This is a genomic window from Ottowia sp., from assembly GCF_047975795.1.
Taxonomy (GTDB): Bacteria; Pseudomonadota; Gammaproteobacteria; order Burkholderiales; family Burkholderiaceae_C; genus Ottowia.
The window spans coordinates 1-26010 of record NZ_JBKEEE010000057.1; the positions used below are offsets into that span (position 1 = coordinate 1).

The 26010-nt window shown below is 64.7% G+C and carries 29 protein-coding genes and 1 pseudogene; 16 read left to right on the plus strand and 14 right to left on the minus strand.

Going from position 1 to position 26010, the window contains the following annotated elements:
- Positions 1 to 127: 127 nt before the first annotated feature.
- Genes ACK5NW_RS08785 through ACK5NW_RS08795 form a run of 3 tightly spaced genes read right to left on the minus strand, consistent with a single transcriptional unit; the run spans position 128 to position 2802 of the window.
- Positions 128 to 1063, minus strand: coding sequence for a pseudouridine synthase (locus ACK5NW_RS08785; protein WP_416927120.1), 936 nt, complete (start codon positions 1061 to 1063; stop codon positions 128 to 130).
- Positions 1064 to 1066: 3 nt separating this feature from the next.
- A complete protein-coding gene (gene trmB, locus ACK5NW_RS08790) occupies positions 1067 to 1843 on the minus strand; it encodes a tRNA (guanosine(46)-N7)-methyltransferase TrmB (RefSeq protein WP_416927122.1) in 777 nt (258 codons plus the stop codon).
- Complete coding sequence (locus tag ACK5NW_RS08795; protein WP_416927124.1) at positions 1840 to 2802, minus strand: inositol monophosphatase family protein; 963 nt, start codon at positions 2800 to 2802, stop codon at positions 1840 to 1842. The genes trmB and ACK5NW_RS08795 overlap by 4 nt, the downstream gene beginning before the upstream one ends.
- Positions 2803 to 3018: 216 nt before the next feature.
- Here ACK5NW_RS08795 and ACK5NW_RS08800 point away from each other — a divergent pair, with 216 nt between their 5' ends.
- A complete protein-coding gene (locus tag ACK5NW_RS08800; RefSeq protein ID WP_416927126.1) occupies positions 3019 to 3615 on the plus strand; it encodes a midcut-by-XrtH protein in 597 nt (198 codons plus the stop codon).
- A gap of 50 nt (positions 3616 to 3665) precedes the next feature.
- Positions 3666 to 4511, plus strand: coding sequence for an orotidine-5'-phosphate decarboxylase (gene pyrF / locus ACK5NW_RS08805; RefSeq protein WP_416927128.1), 846 nt, complete (start codon positions 3666 to 3668; stop codon positions 4509 to 4511).
- 57 nt (positions 4512 to 4568) lie between these two features.
- Here the strand turns inward: pyrF and ACK5NW_RS08810 are convergent, their stop codons facing one another.
- The 4 genes from ACK5NW_RS08810 to ACK5NW_RS08825 all read right to left on the minus strand — a co-directional run bounded on the left by ACK5NW_RS08810 (position 4569) and on the right by ACK5NW_RS08825 (position 8743).
- Positions 4569 to 5840 (minus strand): phospholipase A, encoded by a 1272-nt coding sequence (locus ACK5NW_RS08810; protein ID WP_416927130.1) that lies wholly within the window; start codon positions 5838 to 5840, stop codon positions 4569 to 4571.
- 381 nt (positions 5841 to 6221) lie between these two features.
- On the minus strand, positions 6222 to 7097 hold the full coding sequence (locus ACK5NW_RS08815; RefSeq protein WP_416927132.1) for a ChaN family lipoprotein: 876 nt from the start codon (positions 7095 to 7097) through the stop codon (positions 6222 to 6224).
- A 159-nt stretch (positions 7098 to 7256) separates the two neighbouring features.
- Entirely contained in the window at positions 7257 to 7553 is a 297-nt protein-coding gene (locus ACK5NW_RS08820; RefSeq protein WP_416927134.1) for a DUF3567 domain-containing protein, read from the minus strand.
- Positions 7554 to 7726: 173 nt separating this feature from the next.
- The gene (locus tag ACK5NW_RS08825) at positions 7727 to 8743 is read right to left on the minus strand and encodes a C4-dicarboxylate ABC transporter (protein WP_416927136.1); all 1017 of its coding nucleotides are present in this window, start codon (positions 8741 to 8743) and stop codon (positions 7727 to 7729) included.
- Between the two features lie 203 nt (positions 8744 to 8946).
- Between ACK5NW_RS08825 and ACK5NW_RS08830 the strand changes: the two genes are divergently transcribed.
- The 3 genes from ACK5NW_RS08830 to ACK5NW_RS08840 all read left to right on the plus strand — a co-directional run bounded on the left by ACK5NW_RS08830 (position 8947) and on the right by ACK5NW_RS08840 (position 11151).
- On the plus strand, positions 8947 to 9270 hold the full coding sequence (locus tag ACK5NW_RS08830) for a DUF1840 domain-containing protein (protein ID WP_416927138.1): 324 nt from the start codon (positions 8947 to 8949) through the stop codon (positions 9268 to 9270).
- A 106-nt stretch (positions 9271 to 9376) separates the two neighbouring features.
- Positions 9377 to 10705, plus strand: coding sequence for a THUMP domain-containing class I SAM-dependent RNA methyltransferase (locus ACK5NW_RS08835; protein WP_416927140.1), 1329 nt, complete (start codon positions 9377 to 9379; stop codon positions 10703 to 10705).
- Positions 10702 to 11151: a putative toxin-antitoxin system toxin component, PIN family gene (locus ACK5NW_RS08840; RefSeq protein ID WP_416927142.1), complete on the plus strand. Its 450-nt coding sequence runs from the start codon at positions 10702 to 10704 to the stop codon at positions 11149 to 11151. Before ACK5NW_RS08835 ends, ACK5NW_RS08840 begins: the two co-directional genes overlap by 4 nt.
- Here the strand turns inward: ACK5NW_RS08840 and moaC are convergent, their stop codons facing one another.
- A complete protein-coding gene (gene moaC, locus ACK5NW_RS08845; protein ID WP_416927144.1) occupies positions 11152 to 11694 on the minus strand; it encodes a cyclic pyranopterin monophosphate synthase MoaC in 543 nt (180 codons plus the stop codon).
- Between the two features lie 109 nt (positions 11695 to 11803).
- On the opposite strand from moaC, the gene ACK5NW_RS08850 reads away from it, so the two are divergent.
- Positions 11804 to 13417 carry a M48 family metalloprotease gene (locus ACK5NW_RS08850; protein ID WP_416927146.1) on the plus strand — a complete coding sequence of 538 codons (1614 nt, stop codon included), beginning with the start codon at positions 11804 to 11806 and terminating at the stop codon, positions 13415 to 13417.
- 64 nt (positions 13418 to 13481) lie between these two features.
- Here ACK5NW_RS08850 and ACK5NW_RS08855 read toward each other — a convergent pair whose 3' ends face one another.
- The 4 genes from ACK5NW_RS08855 to ACK5NW_RS08870 all read right to left on the minus strand — a co-directional run bounded on the left by ACK5NW_RS08855 (position 13482) and on the right by ACK5NW_RS08870 (position 16598).
- Positions 13482 to 13841 (minus strand): phage holin family protein, encoded by a 360-nt coding sequence (locus ACK5NW_RS08855; protein WP_416927148.1) that lies wholly within the window; start codon positions 13839 to 13841, stop codon positions 13482 to 13484.
- Positions 13842 to 13908: 67 nt separating this feature from the next.
- Complete coding sequence (locus tag ACK5NW_RS08860; RefSeq protein WP_416927150.1) at positions 13909 to 14628, minus strand: TerC family protein; 720 nt, start codon at positions 14626 to 14628, stop codon at positions 13909 to 13911.
- Positions 14629 to 15010: 382 nt separating this feature from the next.
- The gene (locus ACK5NW_RS08865) at positions 15011 to 15607 is read right to left on the minus strand and encodes a hypothetical protein (RefSeq protein WP_416927152.1); all 597 of its coding nucleotides are present in this window, start codon (positions 15605 to 15607) and stop codon (positions 15011 to 15013) included.
- 454 nt (positions 15608 to 16061) lie between these two features.
- Positions 16062 to 16598, minus strand: a complete 537-nt coding sequence (locus ACK5NW_RS08870) for a hypothetical protein (RefSeq protein ID WP_416927154.1) — start codon at positions 16596 to 16598, stop codon at positions 16062 to 16064.
- Positions 16599 to 16696: 98 nt separating this feature from the next.
- Here ACK5NW_RS08870 and ACK5NW_RS08875 point away from each other — a divergent pair, with 98 nt between their 5' ends.
- Positions 16697 to 17683 (plus strand): MBL fold metallo-hydrolase, encoded by a 987-nt coding sequence (locus tag ACK5NW_RS08875; protein WP_416927156.1) that lies wholly within the window; start codon positions 16697 to 16699, stop codon positions 17681 to 17683.
- A gap of 48 nt (positions 17684 to 17731) precedes the next feature.
- Here ACK5NW_RS08875 and ybeY read toward each other — a convergent pair whose 3' ends face one another.
- Entirely contained in the window at positions 17732 to 18244 is a 513-nt protein-coding gene (gene ybeY, locus ACK5NW_RS08880) for an rRNA maturation RNase YbeY (protein WP_416927158.1), read from the minus strand.
- Positions 18201 to 19163 carry a PhoH family protein gene (locus tag ACK5NW_RS08885; RefSeq protein WP_416927160.1) on the minus strand — a complete coding sequence of 321 codons (963 nt, stop codon included), beginning with the start codon at positions 19161 to 19163 and terminating at the stop codon, positions 18201 to 18203. Before ACK5NW_RS08885 ends, ybeY begins: the two co-directional genes overlap by 44 nt.
- Positions 19164 to 19189: 26 nt before the next feature.
- Here ACK5NW_RS08885 and ACK5NW_RS08890 point away from each other — a divergent pair, with 26 nt between their 5' ends.
- The 9 genes and pseudogenes from ACK5NW_RS08890 to ACK5NW_RS08930 form a co-directional block, all read left to right on the plus strand.
- Positions 19190 to 20161 (plus strand): sensor histidine kinase, encoded by a 972-nt coding sequence (locus tag ACK5NW_RS08890; protein WP_416927162.1) that lies wholly within the window; start codon positions 19190 to 19192, stop codon positions 20159 to 20161.
- 96 nt (positions 20162 to 20257) lie between these two features.
- The gene (locus tag ACK5NW_RS08895) at positions 20258 to 20746 is read left to right on the plus strand and encodes a response regulator (RefSeq protein WP_416927164.1); all 489 of its coding nucleotides are present in this window, start codon (positions 20258 to 20260) and stop codon (positions 20744 to 20746) included.
- A 2-nt stretch (positions 20747 to 20748) separates the two neighbouring features.
- The gene (locus ACK5NW_RS08900; RefSeq protein ID WP_416927166.1) at positions 20749 to 20934 is read left to right on the plus strand and encodes a response regulator transcription factor; all 186 of its coding nucleotides are present in this window, start codon (positions 20749 to 20751) and stop codon (positions 20932 to 20934) included.
- Between the two features lie 159 nt (positions 20935 to 21093).
- Entirely contained in the window at positions 21094 to 21666 is a 573-nt protein-coding gene (ruvA, locus tag ACK5NW_RS08905; protein ID WP_416927176.1) for a Holliday junction branch migration protein RuvA, read from the plus strand.
- A 19-nt stretch (positions 21667 to 21685) separates the two neighbouring features.
- Entirely contained in the window at positions 21686 to 22702 is a 1017-nt protein-coding gene (locus ACK5NW_RS08910) for a hypothetical protein (protein ID WP_416927168.1), read from the plus strand.
- A 63-nt stretch (positions 22703 to 22765) separates the two neighbouring features.
- Positions 22766 to 23797 carry an anthranilate phosphoribosyltransferase gene (trpD, locus tag ACK5NW_RS08915; RefSeq protein ID WP_416927170.1) on the plus strand — a complete coding sequence of 344 codons (1032 nt, stop codon included), beginning with the start codon at positions 22766 to 22768 and terminating at the stop codon, positions 23795 to 23797.
- A complete protein-coding gene (locus tag ACK5NW_RS08920; protein WP_416927172.1) occupies positions 23794 to 23949 on the plus strand; it encodes a hypothetical protein in 156 nt (51 codons plus the stop codon). The genes trpD and ACK5NW_RS08920 overlap by 4 nt, the downstream gene beginning before the upstream one ends.
- A gap of 5 nt (positions 23950 to 23954) precedes the next feature.
- On the plus strand, positions 23955 to 24767 hold the full coding sequence (trpC, locus tag ACK5NW_RS08925; RefSeq protein WP_416927174.1) for an indole-3-glycerol phosphate synthase TrpC: 813 nt from the start codon (positions 23955 to 23957) through the stop codon (positions 24765 to 24767).
- A 39-nt stretch (positions 24768 to 24806) separates the two neighbouring features.
- A pseudogene (locus ACK5NW_RS08930) lies at positions 24807 to 26010 on the plus strand (hypothetical protein); the annotation flags it as partial.

A 26010-nucleotide genomic window follows, 5' to 3' on the forward strand; every position in this document is an offset into this window, starting at 1 on the left:
ATTCAGACAGCATGCCCAATACTTCGATATTTATAGAGCTTTATTGCGTCACACACCACAAGAGCTATGTGATCGCAAGCCTTCATCCAAACTGCGTCGATTTGCCACGGTGCGAAATGGGGGCTGGTTATCCATCTTGATCTTGGATTGCCGCCAAGCTGCGCACAGACTCAAACTGCCGCTTCTGCCCTGTTACCGGGTCGGTAAAGCTTAAGTGCCGCGCCAGCAGTTGCAGGGGGTGGAGAAGGTCGTCGGGCGCTTGGGCCGGGCGCAGTACACGGGGGTAAAAGCTGTCACCCAGGATGGGTGCGCCCAATGCGGCCATGTGCAGACGCAGTTGGTGTCGTTGGCCGGTGACAGGGCGCAAGTGGTACAGCGCATGCTGGCCACCTGCCAGCATGGCGGCGTGCTCGATATGGGTTTCGCTGTTGGGTGGGCCGGGCACTTCGCGCGAGATGAAAAAGCGCTCGGCATCGGCTTCAAGTCGGCTGCAGTGGGTGTGGGGCAGCGCCAGCGCGGGTAGGTACGGGGCCACGGCTTCGTAGAGTTTGCCTACCTGCCGGTCGCGAAACAGGGCTTGATAGGCGGCGCGCGTGTTGGGTTGCACGGCCAGCACGACCAGCCCGGCGGTTTCGCGGTCGATGCGGTGCAACGGGCTTAAGTGGGGCAAACCAAGGCGACGTTTGAGCTGCACCAGCAGGCTGCGCTGCACAAAGCGCCCGCTGGGGGTGACGGGCATGAAGTGCGGTTTGTCGACCACCACCAGCCAGTCGTCCTGGAACAAGATGGTGGCGTCTTCGGGTGTGGGCGGCTCATCAGGCCAGCCACGGTAATAAAACAGGCGCTGGCCGCTGGAGCAGGGCGCATGCGCGGGCACGGGCTGGCCTTGCGTGTCCAGCACGTGGCCCTGATTCAGCCGCGCCAGCCAGTCAGCACGGGACAAAACGGGCAGGCGTTCGGCCAGAAAGTCCAGCACGGTGGGCCAGCCGCCCGCAGGCACGGCCACGCAACTGGCGCTGACGCCGTTGCGCAGGGGCAAGTGGGGGTGCCGCACACGGCTCATTCATCAGACCGCAGGCGTGGCAGTGCGTGTGAAGACTAGATCCCACACGCCGTGGCCCAGTTGCAGGCCGCGCCGCTCGAACTTGGTCTCAGGCCGGTAACTGGGGCGCGGGGCGTAGCCGTCAGGTGTGGTGGCGGTGTTGGCCAGCAGCGGCTCGGCACGCAGCACTTGAAGCATTTGCTCGGCATAGGGTTGCCAGTCGGTGGCGCAGTGCAGGTAGCCGCCAGGGGCAATGCGCTCGGCCAACAGGCGCACCAGGGCGGGCTGGATCAGGCGGCGTTTGTGGTGGCGTTTTTTGTGCCACGGGTCGGGGAAAAAGATGTGCACGCCGTCCAGCGTGGCAGGGGTGATCATGTGTTGCAGCACCTGCACGGCGTCGTGCTGCACGATGCGCACGTTGGTCAGGCCCTGCTCGCCGATCAGCTTGAGCAGCGCGCCCACGCCGGGTTCGTGCACTTCGCAGCCGATGAACAACGTATCGGGTTGCAGCGCGGCAATGTGCGCTGTGGCCTGGCCCATGCCAAAGCCGATTTCGAGCACGGTTTTCGAGTGTTTTTGATCTGCGACGCTTGTGTGGCAAGCGCAGGCAGCTACCAAATCAGGAGTTTTTGGATCAAACGGCAGCACGTAGCGCGGCCCCAGTTCGGTCAGCGCGCGGGCCTGGCCGGTGGTGGTGCGCCCGGCGCGGATGACGAAGCTGCGGATGGCGCGCGGGTGTGGGGCTGCTTCGATCACGGGTTCGGCTGCGGCTTGATGCGCTGCCTCAGGCGCGTTGCTCATGCGGCGGGGTCGATGGTGTCCGAGTGGGCATCTGAAGAGGTGCCGGATGCCTCATCGGGTGACATGTCAGGTGATGCAGCAGATGATGCAGCAAGTGCATTTTTCTTCAGTGTAATAGGCGTTTTGCGCTCGCCTGCTGGACGCTGATCGCTATCAAATCGAGAGTATTTGCGCAGCACCTGTACCAGTTGGGCATAGACCTTGGGGTTGGCCGCCAGGCATTCGGCCTGCTCGACGTAACCGGCCTCGCCACTGAAGTTGCCGATCAGTCCGCCCGCCTCGGTCACCAGCAATGAACCGGCGGCCACATCCCACGGTTTGAGGCCGGTTTCAAAAAAGCCGTCGGTAAAACCGGCGGCCACATAGGCCAGATCCAGCGCGGCTGCACCGGGGCGGCGCAGCCCGGCGGTGCGCTGCATCACGTCGGCCATCATGCGCAGATAAGCCTGAAAGTCGTCGCCCTTGCGAAACGGAAAGCCAGTTGACACCAGGCTTTCGGCCAGGCGCGTGCGCTTGCTGACGCGGATGCGCCGCTCGTTCATGAAGGCGCCGCGCCCGCGTGTGGCGGTGAACAGGTCGTTGCGCGTGGGGTCGTACACCACGGCCTGTTCGATGCGGCCTTTGACGGCCAATGCAATGCTGACGCAATACACCGGAAAGCCGTGGATGAAATTGGTGGTGCCGTCCAGCGGGTCGATGATCCAGATGTGGTCAGCGTGCGGATTGCCGTGGGTGCGGCCCGATTCTTCGGCATGGATGCCATGACCGGGATAGGCGGTGAGCAGGGCATCGATGATGGCCTGTTCGCTGGCGTGGTCGATTTCGGTGACGAAATCATTGACCTGCTTTTGCGAGATGCGCACGGCTTCGACATCGAGTGCGGCGCGGTTGATGATGGTGCCAGCGGCGCGCGCGGCCCGAATGGCCACGTTGAGCATGGGATGCAGTAAGGACGACATGGGTTGTATGAAGAACGGGTGGGTTGTCCAGCTTCGCACGATGGCGGTGAACAAAAGCGCATTTTCCCACGTCTGCGAACGGTTGGGGCCAAAAGCAGGCCCGCACCGTGCCCAGCACAGTCGCTAAAGAACTCCATCGAAGTAGCACATAAAATTTAAATTTCAATAAAAATATCCTTATACTTAATAATATAGTTTTATTAAAATGAGGTAAAAATGAAACGCTACCACGCACCCGGCCCACGCGGCATCAAAACGCTTCAGATGCTGGCAGGGGCCAGCGGATGGCTGGCATTGCAGGCATCCGCACAGGCCCAGGGCGTGCCCGAAGGTGGCGTGGTGGGCTATGTGCCCCTGGCGGGCGTGGCGGGCATAACTGCTGTGCCTGCGTTGGGTGAGTGGGTTTTGCTGGCTTTGGCGATGGCCGTGGCAGGCGTGGCCTGTGTCGTTTTGCGCCGAAGCATGGGGCGTACAGCGTGGGCGGCGTTGCTGGCGGCGGCGCTGGCCTTGAGTGCAGCCCCTGCTGAATGGCACTGGGTTGGGCGGGCGCAGGCGCAGCCGGTTGTGATGGTGCTGGAGATGGCCGCTACCGCACAAACCGTGGAGGGCTTGAGCGGCCCTGAAGGCTTTGGCGGTGCCTACCAGTTTCACAACGGTAATGCCGTGCCGTACAAGATCACCCAGGTGGGGGTGCAGGGTACCCAGACCTGGGATGTTTTTCATAGCGAACCCGGTGGCACACCAGAGTGTGTGGTGGACTTGGTGGTGCCTCCTGGCGGTAGCTGCTTTGTGCGTTTTGTGACGATCGGTTGAATAGCGGCGTTTGCATGGGCAGCTCCGGTGCCCCTGCCTACAATGCCGCGATGACTTTCATCGACCAGCTGCGCCAGGCCACCGCTTTGAACCAGTCCATGCTGTGTGTGGGGCTGGATCCGGAGCCAGGCCGCTTTCCTGCGGGCGTGGTGCAGGGTGCGGCAGGGATTTACGATTTCTGTGCCCGCATCGTTGATGCCACCGCTGATCTGGTGTGCGCCTTCAAGCCGCAAATTGCCTACTTTGCCGCGCACCGGGCTGAAGACCAACTGGAGCGCCTGGTGCAGCACATGCGCGCCGTGGCCCCACAGGTGCCGGTAATTTTGGACGCCAAGCGTGGTGACATTGGCAGCACGGCCGAGCAGTACGCCAAGGAGGCGTTTGAGCGCTACGGGGCTGATGCGGTCACGCTGTCGCCTTTCATGGGTTTTGATTCAGTGGCACCGTATCTGCGCTACAAGGACAAGGGCGTGTTTTTGCTGTGCCGCACCTCCAACCCCGGTGGCGATGACGTGCAGGCGCAGCGCCTGGCCAGCGTGACGGGCCAGCCGACGGTGTTTGAACACATTGCGCAATTGGCAGCGGGGCCGTGGAACACCAACGGCCAGGTGGGTCTGGTGGTGGGCGCGACTTACCCGCAAGAGATTGAGCGGGTGCGCACCTTGGCCCCTGCGTTGCCGTTGCTGATTCCGGGCGTGGGCGCGCAAGGTGGCGATGCGGTGGCCACGGTGCGTGCGGCCTGGCGCAGCGACGGACAGGGTGGCGCGGTGGGACCAGTCATCGTCAACAGCTCGCGCGCCATTTTGTATGCGGCAGACGATATGCAGTTTGCCGACGCCGCGCGCGCAGTCGCCCAGGCCACGCGCGCGGCGCTGAATGCGGCGCGCCCGACCTGAGGGCGTGTTCAAAGTCTTTTTGCCGGTGATCTTGCCGGTGACGCGCCAGTAACGTGCTCAGAAGTCGCTCAGGCTCAGGCCGATCGAAAACACCGTACGGCGGAAGTTGTAGTCGATCAGGCTGTCGCCATAGCCGTAAAACAGCGAGGTGTACAGGCGCAGGCCCGAAAAGCTGTTGCCCAATCCGTCGCCCAGCGATCGCGTCCATTCCAGCTTGCCAGAGCCGTATTTGTTGAACGAGCCGGTGTACGTCAGGCGCAAGGTGTTCTTGGTGTTGATGTTCCATCCCAGGCTGATGTCGCCACGCCCAATGTAGCGGCTGATGTCGGGGTTGTTGTCTTTGGCGCTGCTTTCTGACAGACGCTTCCACCAGCGCAATTGCAGGTTCAGGCGGTTGTCTTTTTCAAAACCGGCCATCAGGTAGGCACGGTTCCAGCTGCGCGACAGCGGATCGCTTTGGCCATTGGACTGGTGCACCAGCCCCGCGCCGCTGTAACGCCAGGTCCAGCCACCGGGCAAGTCCAGCGTGGTGGGATAGATGTAAATCAGCTCAGGCATGTGGTCGGTGTTGCGAAACGGCCGCGACAGCGCACCGTTGAACAACTGCCAACTTGACTGCGCGGTGTAGGCCGCCCACAGCGAATCGCGCCGGGTGCCGCCTGCGGGCGTAAAGATGCCTGCCGCCAGTTTGGTGCGCACCGACAGTTGCAGCCGCATCTCCTGCTTGTCGTAGGCGGTGGCGGTGCTGGCGGTGTTGACCGGGTTGGCTGAGGTGGGTTGCTGGTTCACACGGTCGCTGGCGGCTGCGGCAATGGTGCCGGGATGAAAGGCGCGCAAACCAAACGTAGGGCAGCTTGAGCCGGATTCCAGCTCCCAAAAGCGCGACAGATCAGAAAACTGCCGGTCACGGCAGCCTTGCTCCAACCCCACGCCGACGATGCCGGTCGAACCCGATGGTGTGTGGCTGTTGCCCACATCGGGCTGTGTGGTGGCCAGTGCGGCTGATTGCTGGCTGGCGGTGTCGGTCGGGTCGGCGTAAGGATCGCTCAGGCGCGTGGGCGAAGTGCCCACCGAATGTGCTTTTTCTTCAATCGCCGACATCAGCGCCTGCTGGTTCTGCGCCCAGCGGTCAAAACAGGCCAGGCGTTCGCTGTCGGGCTGATCCACACAGGCTTGCCAGGCGATGGATTGCTCGATGCGCGGTGTGATGTCGGCGGCGATGGGCGCAGCCGCTTGGGCGGCGGCCAGGCCGGGAACCAGTGCCGCAGTGAACAGGGCCAGCGGGCCGGATGTGACCGTCAGGCGATGCGAAAGGCGCAATGAAAACATGGCTTGCAATGAAAGCAAAACGACCCTTGCTGCGCACCCGGCAATGCTGGGTACGGACAAAAGTCGTGGGGTTATGAAAGTGCGGGCTGCGACGGCCATGCCTGTGCAAAAAAGCACCATCTGTTGGCCGCGCGCCCCAAAATCTGACGCGCAAACTGTACGTGGTGGTGCGGCATCCAGAAGGCCCAATGACAAGCTTGGCGGCAACCTGCGCGTGCGCATGGCAATTTCATCACGCGCTGGTCAAGCCCATGTGTCTGGGTGCAACAGGTGTGTGACCAACACTAAGAACCTGTTCAAAGTCTCTGCGCGAGGATTTGCGCCTTGCAGCCCATCCCGACCCGCATTCCACGCCCCTCACGCCGAGACGTTGAACACGCTCTAACGCTGGCTGGCCCGAGGTTTGACGTTGTTGGCGCGATCGAAATCAGCGCAGTAATCGTGCGGTGGCAGCGCAGGCGTGGGCCACACCAGGTCGGCAGCGGGCGCTTCAAACGCCATATTCGCTTTATTTTCAATAGCTGCTTGTGCTTGTTCGGATTGCGCTATCAGCACTTTTGACTTGAAATTTTCAGGCAGGTGCACGGGCACGCCCAAGCGGCGCTCGACATGGCCTTGGCCTGCCACCAGCAGTACGGTGCGGCCCGGTTGGCGAGCGGTCAGCAGCGTGCTGGCCATGTGGATGTCGCGCGCAATCTGCACCCGCGCCATGGGCAGCAGTTGCGACTCGGGCAATCGCCCGCAGTGTCCGTGGTGAATGCGCGCGCGCTGTGCGGCCAGTGCCGCAGGTGGCAGGCGGGTATCCAGTCGGGCGTCGGCCATGGTCTGGCGCAGTTGCGCACGTGGCAGGTTGCCGCCCAGCACCGGCACCCCCGCGCGCACTGCCGTCATCACCACTGGCCCGTAGCGTGACCAGGGCCAGGCCGCATCGGCCCAGGCCAGGGCGGCGCGCACATCGGCCTCGCTGGCGGTGGGCGGCAAGCTGCGCGTGTGATGACCCTGCTCGGCCATTTCGATCACCAGGGCGGCCAGTTGGTCTTGGCCCACCAGCCATTGCACGGTTTGGCGCTCAAGCTGCTGGTGGGTGTTGGCATCGTGCTGTTCGCCCAGCAGCAGCGCATCGGCGGGCAGCAGGGCGGCCAGTGCAGCGGCGCGCTCGGGTGGCAGCGGCGGCAACGGCTGTGGCGCTGCGGCGCAGCCTGCCATCAAGGCAACGGCCAGGCACCACGCGGCTGCGACGGTGGGGTATCGGGGCATGGCCTCATCCTAATCCCAGCGCCAGCGCATCTGGCTGACACGCAGGATCCGCCCGTAAAAAATACGCCCGTCATAAAACTGTCCACAAAAGCCATGCCGCAAAAAAGAAAGAGGCCGCGTGGGCCTCTGGTTGGATATCTTTTGGCTCTGGCCAGATGCTCAGTGCACCACCACCGGGTTCTGGGCCAGCTCGGCGTAGCCTTCCAGCGTGTCTTCCACTTCTTCCTGCGTGGGGGTGTTTTCCTGCCAGGCGACGATGCGTTGCTGAAACATTTCGGCCCACAAGCCGTCCAGGTACACCTCTTTGCCAGAGCGTTTGTCGACGATTTCAAACCCGTGGCGTGCCAACTGGGGCGGCCGGGCTTCGCTGCCGCCGTTGGCAGTCTGCGCGTCGGGCAGCGTATCGGGCAACAGATGCACCACGGCAAAGCTTTCGGAATCGTAGAGTGTGTTCATGAACAGTTGCGCCTTTCACAGCCATCATACGTGGCCCCAGAGTGGGTCACCACTTGCAGATATGAACGCATGATGGCGTTTCAAGGCCGACGGACAGCCCCCATAGCGGCCCACGTGGGCACGCAACGCCAAATAACGCACGTTTGAGTTGCCATTTTCAAAGGCTGCAATCCTCAAGGCGCAGGTGCCGCGCCCGAATCGCCCACCGCCACGATGGCTACCGGCTCGGGTTGCAGCAGCGTGCCCTCGCGCAAGCCCTTCCAGGTGGCGATGCCCAGCCATACCACCACCAGCGATGCCAGCGCCAGCGCGATCATGGCCGGTGCCTGGGCCGCCGGATGTTGCATGGCCAGCCGCAGCGACAGCGTGGCAAATGCCGCCAGCGGAAAGCCCAGCGACCAGAACCCGATAGAAAACGGCTGCACCAGCATCTGGCGGCTGATTTGCAGGCTCCACAGCACAAAAAACAGCGCCACGCCCCAGCACATCCAGGCCAGCACCGTCGGCCCGCCCAGTTGCAGCACGCCGCTGCCAATCACCGCAGGCGACGCAATGCTGATGAAGGTGGCAGGCAACAGCCGTGCGGGCCACATGCCTTGCGAGGCGATGCGCACCAGCAACAGCGCCAGCAGTACCGGCCACAACAGCACACCCAGGCCAAATTGCGCCGCACTCCAGGCCGTGGCCCCCAGCGTCGGGCCAGCCAATGGGGCCAGCACATTGCCCACCACGGGGATGAACAGCGCCGGCGTCAGCGCCGCCCAGCCGGGTTGCTGCGCCTTGTCAGCATTCAGCCAGCGCGCCAGCACCCACAGCGTCACGCCCAACTGGCTGATCGAGCCGATCCACCACAGCGCCGCCAGCCAGCCCTGGTGGCCCAGCAACGCCACCCCCACCGTCGCCAGCAAAATCAGCGATACCGGCATGGCGGCAAAAAATGCGTGGCGCACCGGGTGCTTCAAATCCCCGGCCACCGCCTCGCCATAGTGCTGCCAGCGCACCAGCGACAGCAGCGTCAGTGCCACAAACGCCAGCACGGCGGCCACAGCCAGCGCCAGCGCCACGCCGGTGGCCATTTCGCCCAGCGCAACCGTCGCACGGTTCCAGGCCAGCGCCAGACCGCACAGGCTCATGACGATGGCAAACCAGTTGGGAGCGAGGTATTTCAGGGCATCAGGTCGGCGGGGCATGAGGCGATGATGCCACCGCCCATGCGCACCAGAGGTTGATGCGCGTCATGCCCTTGGCGCGGTTGCGGTTGTGGGCGCAAATGTGGGCGTAAATGCGGGCGCAGATGCGGACGCCGCAGGTGCACAATGGGCAGCAACAGGCTTTGGCCCGGCAGTGGGTGCCGCCAGCCGTCGCCTGGTCGTTGACCTGATGGAGAAACGCCATGCTTTACAAGTTCAAATCCGCCTCGGTGGCTGAAGTGGTCATGCTGCAACCCAATGCCGAGACGCTGCTCAAGATCATCGGCAAAGCGCCAGGGCCGCAAGGCATCGTCACGGTGGAGCAAATTCCCGCTGCGCTGGCCGCGCTGCGCCAAGCGATCGAAGCGCAGAAAAAAGCCACTCAGGCACCTGCCGATGCAGACGACAACGACGGCGGGGATGCCGATGACGCAGACGGTGTGTCGCTGGAGCGCCGCGCGGCCCCCTTCATCGACTTGCTGGAGCGCAGCGCTGCTGCGGGCGACCACGTGGTCTGGGGTGTTTGATCTGACAACGCAAGTTTGCTATTAAATTAAAAGCTTATGGTGCCAATAAACAGGCGCTATAAGCTGATTCAACCTGAATTCTTGGCGGCATGCGCCCACCACAGACATGACTGTGCTGTCCCTGTTTTTGCCCTGTGCTGCGGGCGTAGAAGACTTTCTGGCCGACGAAGTGCATGGCCTGACAGGCTTGTCTGGCCACGACTTACTGACCGTGCGCGGTGGCGTGCGCGTGCAGGCCGACTGGGCCACCATGCTGCGGCTGAATTTGATGAGCCGCCTGGCCCAGCGTGTGCTGATCGAGCTGGCCCACGCGCCTCACCGTGATGAGCATGACCTGTACCACCTGGCCCACGGCGTAGCGTGGGAAGACTGGTTTGCGCCGCGCCAGACTTTTCGTGTCGACATCACCGCCCAGGCCAGCAGCGTGCGCAGCCTGAACTTTGCCGCCCTGCGCATCAAAGACGCCGTGGCCGACCGCTTTCGCCAGCAGGCTGGCGGCGTGCGTCCCAGTGTGGACACGCACACGCCGCAGGTGCGGGTGCAGGCCCATCTGGGGCCAGAGGCCGCCACGCTGTACATCGACACCAGCGGCGAGCCGCTGTTCAAACGCGGCTGGCGGCAAAACAAGGGGGACGCGCCGCTGAAAGAGACCCTGGCCGCCGCCATGCTGGCGGCCAGCGGCTGGTGGCAACCAGCCGAGCGGCGCGTGTCTGCGCTGCCCTTGTACGACCCGGCTTGCGGCTCCGGCACCATCGCCATCGAGGCGGCGCAACTGGTGCTGGGTCTGCCTGCGGGCGGGCAGCGGCGCTTTGCGTTCGAGCAGTTGAAACTGTTCGATGCATCGGCCTGGAACGCTATCAAAGCAGAAGCTAAAAAGGCTGTTTCATCAGGCGCTGAATCTGACAACGATGCGCAACACCCCGCCGTCCGCATATTCGGCAGCGACGTGGCCCACCGCATGGTTGATTTTGCCCAGCGCAATGCCGAACGCGCCGGTGTGGCGCACGCGCTGCAACTGCGCGGTGGCGACGCGCTGCAACGTCTGCCGCCCAGCCCCACGCCCGGCGTGATTTTGATGAACCCGCCTTACGGCGAACGCATTGCCGCCGCAGGCGTGGCTGGTGTGGGCAGGCAGGGCGGGCGTGAGGCGTTTTTAAGCGGCACGCTGTCGCGCGAGCGTGCCGCAGGCAGCGCTATGGGCGAGGCCGAAGTCAACGCCGGGGACGAATTTTTTGCCCAACTGGCCGCACACTGGAAAAGCCATTACGACGGTTGGACGGCCTGGCTGCTGACGCCCGATCTCAAATTACCCGGTCGCATGCGGCTGAAAGCATCGCGCCGCGTGCCAATGTGGAACGGCCCGATCGAATGCCGCCTGCTGCGCTTTGATCTGGTGGCCCGCACGTCCAGCACGCCCACCACGCCGCCCGGATGATCCGCCACGGCAGTGACCAGGCAGGCCCGCCGCTGCCGGCGGTGGTGATTGACACCAATGTCGTGCTTGACGTGTGGGTGTTTGACGACCCGGCCACCACTGCCCTGCGCCGCGCGCTGCAAGCCGGGTCACTGCGCTGGCTGGCCACCGAAGGCATGCGGGTCGAGCTGGCGCGCGTGCTGGGTTATCCGCAAATTGCCCGCCATCTGGCCCCGCACGGCCCCTCGGCGGACGGGGTGCTGGCGGCCTTTGATGCACACGCGGCCATCGTGCCTGCCGCCGCACCCTGCGAGGTGCGTTGCCGCGACCCGGACGACCAGCCTTTCATCGACCTGGCCGCAGCCCAGCGCACCACCTTGGTCAGCAAAGATACCTGCGTGCTGGGCCTGGCCAAGCGGCTGGCCCCGCTGGGTGTGCGGGTGTTGCGGCAGTGGGTGGGGCCGTAGTCAAGCAGGCTTGGTTGACTCAGCGTTCGCAGCCCAGTGCCCGCTTTTGCCGCCGCGCTTTTCCAGCAAGCGTACGCCGGTCATGACCATGCCGCGATCTACCGCCTTGCACATGTCGTAGATGGTGAGTAGGGCCACCTGCACGGCAGTCAGTGCTTCCATTTCAACGCCGGTCGCGCCGGTGGTTTCCACCGTGGCGGTGCAGGCCACGGCGCGCAGCGCGGTGTGGGTGGCGCTGGCCTGGGTGTTGAATTCGATGGCCACCCGGCTCAGCGCCAATGGGTGGCACAGCGGAATCAACGCGCTGGTTTGCTTGGCGGCCATGATGGCGGCAATGCGGGCCACGCCCAGTACGTCGCCTTTTTTAGCGTGGCCGGATTCGATCAGCGCCAGCGTGGCGGGCTGCATCTCAATGCGCCCTTCGGCCACGGCCACGCGGTGGGTGGCCTGCTTGCCCCCCACGTCCACCATGTGGGCCTGGCCCTGGGCGTCAAAGTGGGTCAGCGGGGAAGGCGCGGATGCACGCGTGGGGGCAGAGCACATGGCAGGTGGTCACAAATCGGGTGGAACACACGGGGCGATGCGGGCATCATACGGGCACGCAGTTCTTTGGTTTTGGCCCATCAAAAGGGCGTTGGCAAGACATTGAAGGATGACTCAATTTTTTAAGCAAAATCAGAATTTGGCGCTGGTATGCAAAGCGTTGGCTGCTTCTATAAGCATAGCGGTATTGAGCGCGGCCGGTCATGCCCAGCCGCCTGCTTCGCCGCCGGTGGATGCCCCTTTGGCCTTGCCCTCGCTGGGCGATGCGGGCGACATGACGCCGCTCGAAGAGCGCAAGCTGGGCGACGCCATTGCGCGCGAGCTGTACCGCGACCCTGACTATCTGGACGATCCCATCACCGGCGAATATGTCGATGACCTGTGGCGCGGCCTGATGGCGGGCGCACGTGCGCGTGGCGAACTCACGGCCGAGCTGCAAGAGCGCTTCGCCTGGCGCGTGCTGCTGGGGCGCGACCGCACCATCAACGCCTTTGCCCTGCCCGGCGGCTACTTTGGCCTGCACACCGGGCTGGTTGGCGCGGTGACATCGCGCGACGAGCTGGCCTCGGTGCTGGCGCACGAGATGACCCACGTCACCCAGCGCCACATTGCCCGCATGCTGGGCCAGCAAGGCAGGCAAGCGCCGCTGATGCTGGCCGCCATGGTGCTGGCCGCCGTGGCGGGCGCGGGCAACCCGCAAGCGGGCGCAGCGCTGGCTGTGGGCGGACAGGCGGCGTTGATCCAGCAGCAAATCAACTTCACGCGCGACATGGAGCGCGAAGCCGACCGCATTGGCTACGGCGTGATGGCGCAGGCCGGTTTTGCGCCCGAAGGCTTTTCCAGCATGTTCGAGAAGCTGCAAATGGCCTCACGCATCGACGACAACGGCGACTGGCCTTACCTGCGCAGCCACCCGTTGACCTCGCAGCGCATTGCCGACATGCAGCAGCGCCAGCGCAATCTGGGCCAGCGCGGTGACCAGCAGGCCAGCCCGTCGCAGGATGTGGAAGCACTGATGTTGGCCGCCCGCGCCCGCGTGCTGGGTCGTCCCGGCGTCGACATCCTGCGCGCCTGGGCGGCAGAGCCAGAGCAGTCCGGCTTTGCCCAGCGTCCGCTGGCTGACCGTGTGGGTGCGCTGTACGCCGCCGCCATGGCCCAGGCCGAGCTGCGCCACCTGCCACGCGCGCAAGCGTTGGCTGAATCACTGACCCAAGCCGTAGCGGGCGACCCCCGCGGTGCACGACAGGCGCGCCTGCTGCAAGCCGACCTGGCCTTGCGCGCCGAGCAGCCCGCGCGCGCGCTGGAGTGGCTGTCAGGCATGCAGCGCCCTGCCGCAGCCGATGCGCGCAGCGGTGCAGGCCGCGCCGCGCTGCTGCTGCGGGCCAAGGCGCAAACGCAAACCGGACGCGCTGCCGATGCGGCATCGGCGCTGCAACCGTGGGTCAGCGACCACCCATCCGACGCTGGGGCCTGGCAAGCGCTGGCACAGGCTTATGCCGCCCAGGGGCAAACCCTGCGCCAATTGCGCGCCGAAGGCGAAGTGCCCATGGCGCACCTGGACTACGCCGGTGCCATCGACCGCTGGCGCGCCGCGCAAGACTATTCGCGCCAGCACCGGGGCGGCAATGCCGATCTGATTGAAGCCAGCATCGTCGATGTACGCTTGCGCCAAGCGCGCGAACTGCTGCGTCAGCAAGAGCTGGACGAGAAAAAGCGGAAATAAAACAAGGCCCTCGCAGCGCCTGCGGCGCTGGGATTCATTGGGAGCGATGGAGCGCGTGGTGGCTTCAATAGTTTTGGGGCGGCTTGGGCTTGGCCAGCAGCGCGTCGATGCCGACGCCTAGGGCGGTATAGATCAGCGAACCCAGCAGCGCAGCCCAAAAGCCGTTGACGTGAAAGCCGCTCAACAACCCTGAGGCCGACCAAAACACCAGCGCATTGATGACAAACAGAAACAACCCCAGCGACAAAATGGTGATGGGAATGGTCAGCACCACCAGCACAGGCCGCAGCAGCACGTTCAGCAGGCCAATCACCAGTGCCGCCAGCATGGCCGAGCCAAAACTGGCCACGGTGACGCCGCTGTAGATGTAAGCCACGGCCAGCAGCGCCGCCGCCGAGAGCAACCAGTTCAACAGGAGTTTCATGCGCGCTAAGCATACCTGCGCGGGGGCGTGCCATCCAGTGCAGCGCCCGCGCTGGCAGCGGCCGACATCAATCGTCGTCGGATACGCCGCTGGCAGCTTTGGCGCTGGCCATTTGCCGCTTGCGCAGCCAAGCCACGCCCAGCACGCCCGCAACACACACCGCCGCCAGTGCCCAGCGCCACAGCTTTTCAGGCGCTTCGCGCGGGCCGAACAGATTGGCCAGCAGCGGCTCGCCCGCAATCATCGATGCGGCGGTCCAGGCCAATACAGCCGCACCGCCCTGAATGATGATGGGGTAGCGCTCCACCAGCTTGAGCACCATGGTGGAGCCAAACACCACGATCGGCACGCTCACCAGCAAGCCAATCACCACCAGATCCATCGCCCCATGCGCAGCCCCGGCCACGCCCAGCACGTTGTCGATGCCCATCAGCGCATCGGCAATGATGATGGTCTTCATCGCGCCCCAGAACGTGGTGGCACCTACGCCGTGCTCGTCCTCGCCATCGCCACTGTCGGAGATCAGGTTGTAGGCAATCCACAGCAGGCCCAGTCCGCCCAGCAGCATCAAGCCCGGGATTTTGAGCAGCCACACCACGACCAGCGTCATCAGCGTGCGCACCACAATGGCACCCACCGTGCCCCAGATGATGGCCGGTTTTTGCAGGTGTTTGGGCAAGTTGCGGGCGGCCAGCGCGATGACGATGGCGTTGTCGCCCGCCAGCACCAGGTCAATCAAGATGATGGCGGCCAGCGCCGACCACCAAGGGGCAGACATGAATTCCATGAGCAGCAAGTTCCTAATTGGTTGTAATCAAAACCACGCAGGCCGGGCGCAGCAGGCGCGAATCCGGCCAAGGTGGTTGGGCAACCCATGGGAGTTGCAAGACCTTGAATTGGTTCGACCCGCCGCACCAAGCGCAGCGTGAGGTCGAAGGTCTTGCTCGATAGCGCTTGCCCTTAAAAATCAGGCAGGCCACCCGACGGGCCGGAAGCTGAGGCGCTGAAAAAAGCGCTGGCTTCGTATTGACGACCCGCCGAACTTGAGGTGCCCCGCTGATCGCGCGGCACCCAAGCCAAGGAGAGCTACTCCCCTTCGGACAGCCGCGATTAAACCACTGCGGCCTGGTTTTGGGCAAGGGCTGGCTGCAATGCCCCTGCATATTTCTTCAGCGCCGCCCTGCCCGTCCCAGCCACCCATGCGCCAGTGCGGCCCACAGCAAGGTGGCCAGCACCACGTAAACGGCCACGGCAGCGCGAAAGAAGAACAAGAAACTGTATTCCCGCTCGGTGTTGACGGCAACAGCCACTGTCAGGGGGGCCGCGCCGTCCAGCGGCATGCGCATGACCAGGGCGCTGCCGCGCCAGTGATGGCGGTCAGCAACCCAAGTCACCAGCGGCGCGGGGTGGGCTTGCGCGGGCCGCGCCAGCAGCGCGGCGGGCATGGCCGCGTGCGGGGCCTGTTCAAACAGGGCTTGGTCCAGCGCGCCTTGCACGCGCACGGCCAGCGCATCTTCACTGCGGAATGCGCTGCTCAGGCGAGCGGGCAACTCGGCCAGGGCGGCGGTGTTGTCTACGGTGGCCAGCAACTGGCGTGCCTGCTCCAGTCGCAGGTGCAGATGCTCGCGGTCGCGCGCCTCAAAGTGCATTTGTACCGCCAGTACGGCCACGGCACCCAGCAACGCCAGCAGCGCGCCCACGGCGGCGCTGAGCGCCAGCGTGGTGCGGGTGGTGCCGGGCGGCGTGGTGGGGCGGGAAGCGGTCATAAGGCGAAGGCGGCGGATCGGGCTGCGCTGGCAGCGCCGAGCAAAGCGTGCAGTGTGCCTGTAAAGACCGCCTCTTCGCAGTCCGAAGACTGCGGCAGCTACAGACAAACCGATATTGTCTGCATGGGTGTCGCCAAAAACCGTCGTTCCAATGAAGCCGTTGACTTCCCATCGTTGATTTCGCGCAGCATGGCTGTAAGAGCGTGTTGAAAGTCTCTGCGCGGGTGTGTGAGCGCGGCCTCGGGCGGTCTGCTGCGTTGCAACCTATCCCAATCCGCATTCCACACCCTTCACGCTGAGACTTTGAACACGCTCTAAGAGATTGTCAGCGGTCTGGCTGATTCGGCTTTCATCTCAAGGGTGCATGCCAAGGCCTATGAAGGCCAGGCGCAGACCTTGCTGCCGCACGGGACGCGTTGTGCCAACCCCATGCACGTTTGGTTTGGGCATGGAGTCAGATCGAAGCCATATCGCCCAGGCCGCTGACGGGTCGCTCTGGCACCAGAGGTGTCAGGGGCATGGGAGCGCTTTCGGCGCGCTGGCGACGGCGGTCGGCCGCACGATCGCGCACCTGCTGGCGCATGACGGCCAGTTGCTCGGTCAACAAATCGCTGTCTGGCCCCACGTTGGCAGCAGCCAGCACCGAGGCGATGCGGCTGGAGCTGACATGACGGTGCTGCTGCTGCGCGCGCGCCATGTCATGCGCATCGCGAATCACCACCATCAGCGGCACTCTGCCAATCTCGCCCCACTCTGCCAGCTTGCGCTGAAAGTAGGGCTGAAACTGCTCGCGCTCGGCCACCGGCACGCTCAGGCGGGTATAGATGACCAGCAAGTATGCAGGCCGCCCTTGCCCATCGCGCATGGACAAACAATCGCAACGCCCGCGCAAACCCACATGGTCCATCAGGTACTGGGCGGCGTCGCGCACGCGTCGGGTGCGCCGCGGGTTGATGGGGAATACTTGGCGCAACGCTTGGATCAGGTTCATGATGAGCCTCAAAACGAGAAAAATTACCTATAAAAGTAATTCTAAAATATCAATATTTAACCCTGTTGCATGCTGTAGATTAGTTATTAAGGTTGAATTTGTCTATCACTGCCACCGCCCTCACCCCCTGGCCTGCCGATTTGCGCGTGCTTGAGCGCGACTGGCTGTCGTCCAACCAGCTGCTTTGCCTGGGCGATGCGCCTGCCGTCATCGACACTGGCCACGTTAAACATGCCAGCGACACGGTGCGTTTGATTGCTGATGCGCTGGGGGATACATCGGGTGAGGCCTCAGGTGGTGCAGCAGGCCGCCCGCAGGCGCTGGCCACCATCGCCCACACCCATCTGCACAGCGACCACTGCGGCGGCACCCATGCGCTGCAATCGGCCTGGCCCCATGCGCAAACCTGGGTGCCGGAGCCGACCTTGCCCCATGTGCGAGCCTGGGATGAAGATGCGCTTACTTTTGGCGACACCGCCCAACGCTGCGCCCGCTTTGCGGCCCAGCACGCACTGGTGCCGGGGCAAACCGTGCGCCTGGGTATGCGCGACTGGCAGGTGCATGCCGCACCCGGCCACGACGCGCTGGCCGTGCTGTTGTTTCAACCCGACTGCGGCGTGTTGGCAGCCGGTGACGCCTTATGGGAACACGGCGTGGGCGTGATCTTTCCGCACATTGATGGCTCCGGCGGTTTTGAGCCGTTTATCCACACGCTGGATTTGATCGAGTCGCTGGCCCCAGCCTGGATCGTCCCCGGCCACGGTGCACCGTTCGGGCGTGCGGGCGGTGCCATGGACGCCGCCTTGGCGCGCGCGCGCCAGCGCATCGCTTACTTCATTGACCACCCGGCGCAGCACGCGCTGTACGCGGCCAAGGTGCTCATCAAGTACCAGCTGCTCGATGTCGAGCAGATGACCCGCCCCGCCTTCTACGACTGGCTGGAGCACGCGCCCGCACTGCGCCAGTTGCACCAGCAGCACCGACCCGACTTGCCCTGGCCTGACTGGATCGCCCTGGTGCTGGCCCCATTGCTTGGCAAAGGCGTGCTGCGGCAAACCGACACGCATGTGCTGGATGGGGCGTGAGTGAATGGCCTGGCGAACAGCCGAGCTTATTTTGGCCAGATGCGGTACTCAGCCCGCATACGGATTCGGCAGTCCAAAGGCGGCCAAAATCTCCACTTCGTGCGCTTCCATCGCCTCAGCATCTGCCGCACTCGTTTCATGATCCCAGCCCTGGGCGTGCAGCGCGCCATGCACCAACAGGTGGGCGTAGTGGTCGGTCAGCGGCTGATTGGCCTCGGTCGCCTCGCGTGCCACGACTGGGGCGCACAACACCAGATCAGCGGCCAGTAGGGGCGCGCCGCTGTAGTCAAAGGTGAGGACGTTGGTGGCGTAGTCCTTGCCGCGAAAGTCGCGATTGAGTTGCTGGCCTTCCGGCGCATCGACGATGCGCACGGTGATTTCGGCCTGCTGCACATCGCTGCCCAAGGCGGCGCGCAGCCAGCGCGCTACGCGGTGGCGCGGCAAGGCGGCGCGGTGCAGCGCCGCATCATCAAAGCGGGCGAATTGCAGCGACAGCGTGAGCGCGGCAGCCATGCCTTCAGCGGGCAGACGGTTCGCGCCGCGGCCTAGACGCCGACGCATCGTAGGCATCCACGATGCGTGCCACCAGCGGGTGGCGCACCACGTCGGCGCTGGTAAAGCGGGTGAAGGCCAGGCCCTTGACGCGCCCTAGTACACGCTCGGCGTCGATCAGGCCGCTGGTGGTGCCTTTGGGCAGGTCGATCTGGCTCACGTCGCCGGTGATCACCGCCTTGGCCCCAAAGCCGATGCGGGTCAGAAACATCTTCATCTGCTCGGGTGTGGTGTTCTGCGCTTCGTCCAGGATGACGAAGGCGTGGTTGAGCGTGCGCCCGCGCATGAAGGCCAGCGGGGCGATTTCGAGCTGGTTGCGCTCGAACGCCTTGGTCACGCGGTCAAAGCCCATCAGGTCGTACAGCGCGTCGTACAACGGGCGCAGGTAGGGATCCACCTTTTGCGTCAAGTCGCCCGGCAAAAAACCCAGGCGCTCGCCCGCTTCCACCGCCGGGCGCGTGAGCACGATGCGTTGCACCGTCTGGCGCTCCAGCGCATCGACCGCGCAGGCGACGGCCAAAAAGGTTTTGCCGGTGCCCGCCGGGCCGATGCCGAAGGTGATGTCGTGTTGGGCGATGTGTTCCAGGTACACGCTTTGGCCTGGCGTGCGCGCCTTCAGGTCGCTGCGGCGGGTGTGCAGCACCTGCGCGCCGTCAGGGTCTTGATCGAGCGAGCTGCCGTCACCGGCCAGCATCAACTGCACGGTGTCGGGCGAAATGGGGCGGTCGGCCAGTTCGTACAGCGCCTGCAACATGGTGAGGGCACGTTCGGCGGCTTTTTTGGGGCCGTCCACTTTGAACTGCTCGTGCCGGTGCGCGATCGCCACTTGCAGGCTCACCTCGATCAGGCGCAGGTGCGCGTCGGTCACGCCGCACAGGTTGGCCAATCGGGTGTTGTTGTGGGGGGTGAAGGTATGCCTGAGAATCACCCCCCGATTGTCGCACCGCTGCCTTTGTGAAATCCAACGCTGTCCATTCGTCACTCCCTGCGCAAAACCTGGTGACGCAGGTGCTGGACTTGGCCTGCGCCCCGACGGCCGAACGCCCTGGGCGCTGGGCGGCGCTGCTGGCGCAATCGCTGGATGCAGCGCGGGTGGAGCCTGACCTTGGCGGCGCGCACGGTGCTGGCCTTGCGGTGCAGATCACGCCCGCCGGGCAAGGTCTGTGGCTGCCTGCGCTGGCTGATTTGCCCGCCATGGTGGTGCACCGCTCGCAGCATCGCCGCGCATTCGATCTGCGCGACCAACAATGGGCCACGCAGTTGCACGCACTGGCGTGCAGGGTGCTGGCCGGTGACGGTGCGCATCAACAAGGCGCGTACCAACAAGGTGCGGCGGGCGAGCGTGCGCGCATCGCCTGCGATCTGCATGACGATTTGGGGGCCAAGCTGCTGTCGCTGGCCCACGCCAGCGCGGCTGACGCTGCCGTGGCTGCGCTGGCGCGCGAGGCGCTCCAAGAGATGCGCCTGATCGTGCACCACCTGGCCGCGCAGCCCCTGCCGCTGGGCGAGGTGCTGGCCGACTGGCGTGCCGAGTGCATCACCCGTTTGCATGCGGCTGAGGTCAGCGTGGATTGGCAAGCCGATGTCAATGCCGCCGACCAAGCCGCTTTGGTGTCGCCGCGTGCGGCCATGCACCTGACGCGCGTGCTGCGCGAATCGGTGACCAATTTAATTAACCACAGCGGTGCTGCACAGTGTCGGGTGCGGCTGGCTTTGGACTCTGAAAAATTCAGTCTTTCGATTGAAGACAATGGCTGCGGCCTGCGGGCCGATCAAACGGCAGGCCAAAGGGCGGGCCAGGCCGGCATGGGTCTGACCCATATCGAGCGCCGCGTGCAGGGTTTACAAGGCCAGTTTCAGTGGCTGGCCAGCACGCTCGGTGGCGTGCTACTGCAAGTACAGGTGCCCCGGAAAACGATGTTTTAAACACACACTTTGAAAGCTAAAATGTGACTTAAAGTTCGCATATATGCAACTACTTAAGTGGGGCAGGTATCGCTGTCAAAGGTACTCAAGATTAGGATGCCCACCGACATGCAGTGCACCTTGATTGTTGAAGACTTGCCCGACATTCGCCAGTGGATGGTGGGCACCGTAAAGACCGCTTTTCCCCATTCGACCATCGTGGCGGTGGGGCGCTGTGAAGAGGGCCTGCGGCAAGCGGCCAGCCGCCTGTTTAACCTGGCCCTGATCGATCTGGGCCTGCCCGACGGGCCAGGGGTGCAGGTGGTACAGGCTTTGCGCACGCACCAGCCTCAGACGGCGGCGGTGGTGGTCAGCATCCACGAGGGGGATGACCATGTGTTCCCTGCGCTGCAAGCCGGTGCGTTTGGCTATTTGCTGAAAGAGCAGCCCCGGGCCGAGCTGGTGGCAGCGCTCAGGCGCATCAAGCAGGGCGAGCCGCCGCTGTCGCCCGCCATTGCACGGCGTGTGTTGAACTACTTTGCCAGCAGCGCAGCGCAGCGCAGCCGCTGGACTGGACGCGCACTGATCCCGATGCGGTGGCGTTGAACGTGCGCGAAACTGAAATCTTGCAGCGCGTGGCCAAGGGCTACACCCTGCCCGAAATTGCCGTGCAACTGGGCCTGTCGCGCCACACCGTGGCCGATTACGTCAAACAGATTTACCGCAAACTCAACGTGTCCTCGCGTGCCGAGGCCGCGCTGGAGGCCGCGCGCCGTGGGCTGGTGCGACCCTGAGCGGTGCCGGGCAGCAGTTGCGTGAAAGCTATCAAATAAGTAGCTGTTTGCGATTGCTGCACCTGCGCTAAAGGTCAGTTTAGCTCTGAATTATCATGATGCTTTAAGCCGCGCCATCACCATGCGCGGATTGTGCCAACCATCCACCGGGTGCCCATCGTGATAGGTCGTCTGACCGGCCTGCTGGCCGAAAAAAATCCACCGCACATCCTGATCGACTGCCACGGCGTGGGCTACGAGGTGGACGTGCCGATGAGCACCTTCTACCAATTGCCCGCGCCCGGCGAGACGGTGTGCGTGCTCACCCATTTCGTGGTGCGCGAAGACGCGCAGATTCTGTACGGCTTTGCCACCGCGCCAGAGCGCGAGGCGTTTCGGCACCTGGTCAAAATCAGCGGTGTGGGGCCGCGCACCGCACTGGCTGTACTGTCGGGCATGAGCGTGGCCGAGCTGGGCCAGGCCGTGACCAGCCAGGAAGCCGGACGCCTGGTCAAGGTGCCCGGCATCGGAAAAAAAACCGCCGAGCGCTTGCTGCTGGAGCTGCGTGGCAAGCTGGGCACTGACCTGGGGCCTGCCGCATCGCCCGCCAGCGACGCGCAAAACGACATTCTGCAAGCGCTGCTGGCGTTAGGCTATGGCGACCGTGATGCGGCGGCGGCGCTCAAGTCCTTGCCCGCCGACATCGCCGTGGCCGACGGCATCAAACAGGCGCTGAAAGCCTTGGCGAAATAAAAGAGCAAAGCAAAACACCATGAGCATGCTGGTACCCGATTACTGGGCCGAAGGCCGGGCGCAAGCGCGCGCGCCTCAAAACGCTGGCGGCCAGCAAGTGACGGTGCGTCGCTTTGGCTGGTCGATGCACAGCGCACTGGACGCGCAAAAAATGGCCGACGAGCGCGCGCAACAAGCGCTGGCCCGCGCGCTGGCGGGCGAGGCGGTACAGCGGCGCGAACGCAAGCTGCCCTACGGCGCGGGCGATGGCCTGCCCATCCGCGAAGAAGTGGTATCGCGCCACGGCGACGAGGTGATTACCCGCAACAGCTATGGTGCGCTGTGCCTGAACACGCCCCAAGTGCTGTTTGCCGATGTGGACACCGACCCATTTGCGCCACCACCGGGCGGCAAGGGCTGGCTGGCGTTCGTGCTGGGCGCGCTGGTCGGGGCGCTGGCGCTGTGGGCGCTGCGCATGCCGTTGTCGGCGGTGCTGTGGCTGGGCGTGATGTTCGCCAGCGGCATGCTGGCCGCCGGGCTGTACTCACGGGCGCGCTGGACGCGCTGGGAGCGCAGCCGCCCGCAGCGCATGGCCGCAGCGCGCACCCAGGCGCTGGCGGGCGTCGATGCCTTTGTCGCCGCCCGTCCCGGCTGGGGCGTGCGCGTGTACGACACGCCTGCGGGCCTGCGCCTGCTGGCCACGCACCGCACTTTTGCGCCGGATGATCCCGAAGTGCAGGCGTTTTTCAGTGCTGCCGGGGCCGATCCGCATTACGTGGCGCTGTGCCGCGTGCAACAGTGCTTTCGCGCCCGCTTGACGGGCAAGCCCTGGCGCATGGGGCTGGATGGCCGCCCTGGTGCCTGGCCCGCCGCTTTGGCGCAGCAAGCTGCCCGCAACGACTGGCTGCGGCGCTATGACGCGGCGGCGGCGCAATTTGCAGCTTGCCGTCTGTCGCACACGCTGGGCCATACTCTGGTGGCGCTGGGCGTGGCCCCTGTGATCGACTTGCACGACCAGCACACCCGCGCCGAGCGCACCGACCTGCCGCTGGCCTGAAATCCCGTCAGACTCCCGCCTTGCGCTGAACACCCCTTTGAACCTGAGAGAGCACCCCAGCCCATGTCCATCACCCCGCAAGAAGCCCTGCAACGCACCATCGAGCACCGCGAGATTTTTCACGACGAGATGCTGCACCTGATGCACCTCATCATGCAAGGCGAGATCTCGCCGCTGATGGTGGCGGCCATCACCACTGGCCTGCGCGTGAAGAAAGAAACCATTGGCGAGATCACCGCCGCCGCGCAGGTCATGCGCGAGCTGTCGACCAAGGTGCCGGTGGCCAACCGCACGCACCTGGTGGACATCGTGGGCACTGGCGGTGATGGCTCACACACCTTCAACATCAGTACCTGCGCCATGTTTGTGGCCGCCGCTGCCGGGGCCAAGGTGGCCAAGCACGGCGGGCGCAGCGTGTCCAGCAAATCAGGCAGCGCCGACGTGATGGAGGCGCTGGGCGTCAACATCAACCTGAGTCCTGAGCAAATCGCCCGCAGCGTGGCTGAAACGGGCATCGGCTTCATGTTCGCGCCCAACCACCATCCGGCGATGAAAAACGTGGCCCCCATCCGCAAAGAGATGGGCGTCAAAACCTTCTTCAACATCCTGGGGCCGCTGACCAACCCGGCTGACGCGCCCAACATTTTGATGGGCGTGTTCCACCCTGATCTGGTGGGCATTCAGGTGCGCGCGCTGCAACGCCTGGGGGCCGAACACGCCGTGGTGGTGTACGGCCGCGACGGCATGGACGAGGTGAGCCTGGGCGCATCCACCCTGGTGGGCGAGCTGAAAGGCGGGCAAATCACCGAGTATGAAATTCACCCCGAAGACTTTGGCCTGCCCATGATGAGCCACCGCGCCTTGCGCGTGGAAACCCCGGCCGAGTCGCTGGCCATGCTGCGCGGCGTGCTGGGCGGCGAGCTGGGCCCGGCACGCGACATCGTGCTGCTCAACGCTGGTGTGGCGCTGTACGCCGCCGGTGTGGTGCCAGACATCCATGCCGGTATCGACAAAGCACGTGCCGCGCTGGAGTCTGGCGCAGCCCAGGCCAGGCTGGAGGCGGTGGTGGCGTTCAGCCACAAGGCCCAACCATGAACCCCAGCATGTGGCAAGACGAGGGCACCTGGATTGCTTTAGGCGTGTCGGCGCTGTTTCTGGTGGCCGCGCTGGTCATGCACCGCGTGTTTGTCAAAATCCTGCGCTCGCGCCCGCCAGATGAAGGCAGTTCGCTCCCCAAAGATGAGTGACATAAATGAGTGACATTCTTGAAGAAATTGTGGCCGTCAAACGCGAAGAAATCGCGGCGGCCATCAAACAGGTGCCGCTGGCCGCCATGCGCGCCGACGCCGAGAGCCGCGTGCTCACGCGTAACTTTGAGGGGGCGCTGCGTGCCAAAGTCGCTGAGGGTCAGGCGGCGGTGATTGCCGAGGTCAAAAAAGCCAGTCCCAGCAAGGGCGTGATCCGGCCCGATTTCGTGCCCGCCGACATCGCCCAGAGCTACGCCGTGGGCAACACCGACGCGGGCGGTAGCGTCAGCGCCGCCTGCCTGTCGGTGCTGACCGATCGGCAGTTCTTTCAGGGCAGCCCCGATTATTTAAAGCAAGCGCGCGCCAGTTGCACGCTGCCGGTGCTGCGCAAAGACTTCATGATCGACCCCTACCAGGTCTACGAAGCCCGCGCCATGGGGGCCGACTGCATTTTGCTGATTGCCGCCTGCCTGAGCGACGCGCAAATGGCCGAGCTGGAAACCATCGCCCACACCTTGAGCATGGCGGTGCTGGTCGAGGTGCACGACGGCCCCGAACTGCAACGCGCCCTGCGCCTGAAAACCCCGCTGATCGGCATCAACAACCGCAACCTGCGCACGTTCGAGGTCAGCCTGAACACCACCCTGGGCCTGCTGCAAGACGTGCCCGCTGACCGCCTGCTGATCACCGAAAGCGGCATCGCCACCCGGGCCGACGTGGCCCGCCTGCGCAGCGCTGGCGTGCATGCCTTCTTAGTGGGCGAAACCTTCATGCGCGCGCCCGAGCCGGGCGAGGCGCTGGCGGAGTTGTTTGCCTGACGGCGGCTGGCCTCCAGCCGACACCAGGTGAGTCAGACCATGACGTCAGCAAAGGCCGCAACGGGGGCCGCGTCAGCGGCTGTCGACACGCACACGCTGCAAGGCTGGGTGCAGGACGCCTGGCCCCTGACCAGGCCCTTTTTTCACTATCTGCCGTTCTGGTGGGTCATCGCCCTGCTGGCGGCCGGTGGGCTGGTCTGGCAACTCTACCGCCGCCGTCAGGCCCTGCGTGGCTGGCTGGTGGCGCACGGCTTTGCCGGCAAGGACCGGCCTAAGCCGCTGCCCGCAGCTTCAGCAGGCCACTTTTCCGTGGCCGTGGCCCACATTCAGGGCGATGCCGGCGGCGAGGTGGAGCGCTTGCTCGTCGCTTCGCTGGAGGCGATTGAGGGCCTGAAACGGCTGCAATTCGACTGGACGCCGCAGGTGCTGGATGCCGCGGCACCAGACGACGCCCTGCTTCAGGCGCACCAACAGGCGCAACAGCAGCTTGAGCACACCGGTGCACACCTGCTGGTCTGGGGCTACATGCTGCCGGATCAGGCGCAGACCGTACGCCTGTACTTCACCACCCGGCACCTGGGTCAATTGGGGCGGGCCGAACTGGCGGCGGGCCAGATGCTCACCTTTCCCGTGCAGGCCAAGAGGCCTTTTGAAGCCGCGGTGGCCGCGCAAGTGCTGGCGCAGTTGTCGGTCAGCAGCGATACCGGTCGCTACGTGGCCGACCAGTTGCAGGCGGCCATCGGGCAACTGCGCCGTCTGGTTGAGGGCTGGCAGGGCGATGGCAGGGCGGCCATGTGGGTGGCCTTGGGCAATGCATTGGCGACCTGTGGGCAGCAACAAGGCCAGCGCGCCGAATTGGAGCAGGCGGTGGCCGCGTATGAGCAGGCGCTTGAGGTATACACCCGCGAGCGCGTGCCGCTGGACTGGGCCGCCACGCAAAACAACCTGGGCGCTGCCTTGCAGACGCTGGGCCAGCGCGAAAGCGGCACCGACCGGCTGGCGCAGGCGGTGGCCGCGTATGAGCAGGCGCTTGATGTATACACCCGCGAGCGCGTGCCGCTGGACTGGGCCATGACGCAAAACAACCTGGGCAATGCCTTGCGCGCGCTGGGCGAGCGCGAAAGCGGCACCGACCGGCTGGCGCAGGCGGTGGCCGCGTATGGGCAGGCGCTGAAAGAGCACACCCGCGAGCGCGTGCCGCTGGACTGGGCCATGACGCACAACAACCTGGGCGCTGCCTTGA